This is a genomic window from Mycobacterium sp. E1214, from assembly GCF_001666755.1.
Taxonomy (GTDB): Bacteria; Actinomycetota; Actinomycetes; order Mycobacteriales; family Mycobacteriaceae; genus Mycobacterium.
Window position 1 is genome coordinate 1 of the sequence record NZ_LZJC01000003.1, and the last position, 4501, is coordinate 4501.

Consider the following 4501-nt stretch of genomic DNA (forward strand, 5'->3'; position numbering starts at 1 on the left):
GCAGGCGCCGCCACGGCCGGGCGGGCGGGGGGTCGATCACGTTCAGCCGCATCGACCAGCCGGCCGGGCCGTCTTCGTCGTAGGCGACACCGCCGAACCGCACCCGCGGGTCGACGGGATACTCCGTCTGCGACCACGCCAACTCGCGATCGGTCAGGGCTTCGTCGTCGATGACCAGCACGTCGCCCGCGCCCAGGTCCACCACGTCGCCGGCGGCGTTGGCCGCCGCGAGCAGCCCGATCGACGTGCGCGTCCGCAGGCTGAGCTCTCCCCCGCGGGCCGCCAGGGCCAGCGCTCCGCAGGCCGCGGCCGCGGCGGGCTCCGCCGGGGTGAGCAGCTCGGTGCGGCCGTGTATCGAAAGTCGTTCGGTGATCAGTGGTATCCGCGCGCCGCCGCCCACCATGACCACCGCGGCCAGGTCCGACCAGTTCCGGCGGTTACGCACCAGCATGTCGTCGAAGGCGTAGATGAAACCGGTCAGCCGGTCCGAGATCATGTCTTCGAGGTCGTCTCGGCGCAGCGTCAGGCTGCACGTGCGCCCGCCGAGCTCGGCGGTGATCTCGGTGACGACCTCGTCCGACAGCCGCTCCTTGGCCGCCCGGCACTGCTCCCGGAGCTCGGTGAGCTGGCCGACGGCGGCCGTGCTGGCCGGGTCCAGGCCACTGCCCCGACCGCGCTCCTCGAACATCCGCAGCAGTAGTTCCTGGTCGATCTCGTCTCCTGAGAACGCCCCGTAACGCATTGTGGCGCTGACTAATTCGAAGTCACCGGCGACATTGACCAGCGTGGCGGACGTGCCGCCGCCCCCGAAGTCCATCAGCGCCACGACACCCTCGGCGGGCAGGCCGAGGTCGGCCTTCACCGCGGTCAGCGACGCGATGGCGTCCGACATGAGGCGCGGCGCCATGCCGCTTCGAACGAATCCCAAGTGGGTGCGCAGACCGTCGCGCAGCGCCTGCACCGTGCTGGGTTTCCAGTACGCGGGCACCGCGATCGCGATCTCCGAGCTGGCCGCGTCCGCCCCGGCGGCCACCACCATCGCGTCCAGCGCCTCGACGGTGAGCAACTCGGGCTCGTGTGCCGACCCGTCCGCCGATACCAACGCGACCGAGTCACCGATGCGCTCGACGAAATTGCGCATCAGCACGCCGGATTCGGCGAGGTCCGAAGTATCCTCGAGTGCACCAACTTTCGGAGCACAGTGCGGATAAAGGGTAAGCACCGACCGGCGGGTAACCGGTGGGCTTCCATCACGCGCAGCGACCAGGTTCGTGGTCCCGATCGACAACCCTAGTGGGTCGTACATAGAGCGAATACTTTCGTCTATAGGGGTCGGTGGCCAGCGCTAACGATAGCCGTGGACACGCCCAAAGCCGATGGGTTGCAACATCATCGGTATATGGTCGATGCGGTTGCGTCACCGAAGTGGTACCGCAAACCCCTTGACAGAACGTGGATTCGGCTCAGACGACGGTGAGCGGCAAAGAACGTCTCGGTTCGAATTGGAACGTCGACCCGCCACTTACCTTGGTGACCGCCACTTCTGGCAATTCCGCGGCGGCGGCGTCGGTTTCGACGAATTCGGCGGTCCAATCCGTGTTGGTGCCGCCGACACGGACCTCCACACGCGGGTCGACCCCGGTCGCGATCGCCTGCAGCGGCTGCACCGAGGCCGGTGAGCACACGGCGATCCAGGCGCCGTCGTCGTGTGCCGGTGACGGCTCGACCATCAGCCGGTTGTCGGCCACGTCGGCGACGACGTAGCCGGCGGGGTTGAGCAGCGGGTGCAGCTCGAGGACCTGCCGCACGCCGTCGAGGCCGCCCGGCAGGTCCAGCGCACGCCGGATCCGCTCGGCGGCCAGCCCGGCCACGCCGACGAGGCCGCGGGTGCAGATGGAGGTCGCCTGCGCCTCGTCCGTCGCGCGCTGGCGCACCGCGATGGCGAACGACAGGTACAGCAGATGCATCTGCAAGCAGACCTCGTCGGCGATGCGCACCAGCGCCGAATGCGAGTACGCGTCGAAGTCGAAGTCGCTCAGCAGCGGCCCCGAGTAGTCGCAACGCCCCTCGTCGGAGGTGTCGATGTCGTCGAGTTGCCAGTTGGCGGCGCGGGTACGGCTGACGATGTCGAGCGCCGGAATGCTCTGGGCCTCGGGGTAGGACTCGTCGATGATCACCGTCCACGCGCAGTGCGGGTGGCGGTCGGCCGGTTGCCGTGGCGGCCGGTGGATCGGGCGGACCTGCGCGCGCGCGTTGGTCGCCACCGCGGTGGCGTCGAACGTCGGGTCCTCGATGGTGTGGCACATGCCGAAGACGTAGTCGGGGCCCATCGGCTCCACGTCGAGCAGCGCGCCGCAGTGGTCGAGGTGGAATTCACCGTGCCAGCGGTCGTGCACGGTGTAGCGGAAATCCATGAATTGCGGTGGGGCGCCGATGTCGAGCTGCAATCCCTTGAAGATGGTCGGCACGTCGACGCCTTCGTAGCGCAGCGCGCGCTGCATGCGTCGGGTGTAGAGGGGGCTGGCGCCCGCCCACTCCTCGATGGCGATCTGCACCATCTCGTCGCGGCCGAAAGCGCTGATGCACCAAGCCATTCCGGAACGATCGATCATCTGGCCGATGAGCAGCAGTTCGGGGACCAGGACGGCGAGCTGCGCACGCGTCAACCGCGCGTAACGGGAGAGGGCCACGGCCCAAAAATAGACCCGACTATGTTATAAAGTCAACAATGTCCAGTGTCACCCGCACGCCGCCCACCCGACGCACCAGCGCGCCCCGCAAGCGCGGGGACGACACCCGCGCGCGGATCATCGACGAGACGGTCCGCTGCATCACCGAGGAGGGCTTCTCCGCGGCCACCGCCAAGCACGTGGCCGAACGGGCGGGCGTGACGTGGGGGGTGATCCAGTACCACTTCGGTGACCGCAACGGCCTGCTGATGGCCGTCGTCGACGACGGCGTGGCCAAGCTGATCGAAAGCCTGTCCGCGGCGGTCGTCAGCGAGCTGCCGTTGCCCGAGCGGATCGAGGTCGTCATCGACACCGCGTGGTCGTGCTACAGCAGCCCGACGTCGCTCGCGGCGTTCGAGATCCTGCGAGCGAATCGCAGCAACCCGAGCGCGGCCTCGCGGCGCCACCTGGTCGAGATGAACGCGGCGGTCGCCCAACTCGGCCGGCTGATCACCGAGGACCCCGCGAATGACGGTGTGGCCGAGGTGATTTGGGCGGCGTTGCGGGGCGTCGTGCTGGTGCAGATGATCGTCGGTGCGCCGGTGGACTGGCAGCGGGAGCGGCGCGCGTTGATCGAGATGGTCACCGGGCACCTGCAACGCTCGCCCGGCGCGCGCGGCGCCAACCCCGATGTGCTGCAATGACCAGATGAGCCCCCGTGACCCGGCCTCCGATTTCGCCGACATCGAAGCCGTCAAGCAAGTCAAATACCGCTACCTGCGCGCGTTGGACACCAAGCGCTGGGACGAGTTCGCCGACACGCTGACCGACGACGTGCAGGGCGACTACGGCTCGTCGGTGGGCGAGGAACACCACTTCACCAACCGCGTCGACCTGGTCAACTACATGCGCAAATCGCTTGGGCCGGCGGTCATCACCGAGCACCGGGTCACCCACCCGGAGATCACCGTCACCGGCGACGAGGCCACCGGCGCCTGGTATCTGCAGGACCGGGTGATCGTCGCCGACTTCAACTTCATGCTCATCGGTGCGGCCTTCTACCGCGACACGTATCGACGCACCGAGGACGGCTGGAAGATCAGCGCCACCGGATACGACCGCACCTACGAGGCGACGATGTCGTTGGCGGGGTTGGACTTCAAGCTGACACCCGGGCACGCGCTGGACTGACGGCGGGTCACTTGGTGATCGCGATGACCGCGCCGGGGCGCAGCCACTTCATGATCGACACCAGCTGGGCGTCGTCGACGGCCACACAGCCCTCGGTGGGCTTGCCGTCGGTGGTGTGAAAGAAGAACGCGGCGCCCCCACCCGGGGTCTTGTTCTTGTTGACCCCCATCACGACGGCGTGCTTGTACTGCGGGATCTGCAGGTTCTCGCTGTCGGCGGTGTTGAACGGGCACTGCGCCTTCTGGCACATCTGCATCGAGTTGAAGGTGGGGCTGTGGTCGTCGCCGCTCCACCAGTAGTTCGGCCCCACCACCTGGGTGTAGGGCAGCCCGGTCCCGGGATTCGCCGCCGTACCGAAGGCCGAATCGAGGCTGTACACCCCCATCGGGGTGGCCGGCACGTTGCTCTTGGCCTGCGGGGCCATGCCCGCCGAGCCGACGTGCGTCGGAATGCCGCTGCGCAACGACTGCCAGCCCGCGCCCGAGCGTTGGAAGATCTCCATGGTGGCGTTCGAGCCACCGGTGCTCACGACCGAAACCACCTGCGTGGCATTGCCAACCGCGTTGGCGAACCACGGCGCGCCGGCCGCGGCGCTACTGGGTGCCAACCCCAGCGAAACGAGGACAACGCACGCCGCGGTG

The 4501-nt window shown here is 68.1% G+C and carries 5 protein-coding genes; 2 read left to right on the forward strand and 3 right to left on the reverse strand.

Annotation, left to right across the window (positions count from 1 at the left end; translation table 11 throughout):
- Nucleotides 1-1306 (reverse strand): Hsp70 family protein (locus A5700_RS00280; RefSeq protein ID WP_068070283.1); only part of this gene is annotated, 1306 nt, incomplete at its 3' end.
- Between the two features lie 157 nt (nucleotides 1307-1463).
- Nucleotides 1464-2690 carry a hypothetical protein gene (locus tag A5700_RS00285; protein WP_068070211.1) on the reverse strand — a complete coding sequence of 409 codons (1227 nt, stop codon included), beginning with the start codon at nucleotides 2688-2690 and terminating at the stop codon, nucleotides 1464-1466.
- Nucleotides 2691-2728: 38 nt separating this feature from the next.
- Between A5700_RS00285 and A5700_RS00290 the strand changes: the two genes are divergently transcribed.
- Both A5700_RS00290 and A5700_RS00295 read left to right on the forward strand, forming a co-directional pair.
- Nucleotides 2729-3373 (forward strand): TetR/AcrR family transcriptional regulator, encoded by a 645-nt coding sequence (locus A5700_RS00290; RefSeq protein ID WP_068070212.1) that lies wholly within the window; start codon nucleotides 2729-2731, stop codon nucleotides 3371-3373.
- Complete coding sequence (locus A5700_RS00295; RefSeq protein WP_068070213.1) at nucleotides 3360-3860, forward strand: nuclear transport factor 2 family protein; 501 nt, start codon at nucleotides 3360-3362, stop codon at nucleotides 3858-3860. The genes A5700_RS00290 and A5700_RS00295 overlap by 14 nt, the downstream gene beginning before the upstream one ends.
- Before the next feature lie 7 nt (nucleotides 3861-3867).
- Here A5700_RS00295 and A5700_RS00300 read toward each other — a convergent pair whose 3' ends face one another.
- Nucleotides 3868-4473 (reverse strand): L,D-transpeptidase, encoded by a 606-nt coding sequence (locus A5700_RS00300; protein WP_068204324.1) that lies wholly within the window; start codon nucleotides 4471-4473, stop codon nucleotides 3868-3870.
- Nucleotides 4474-4501: the final 28 nt, after the last annotated feature.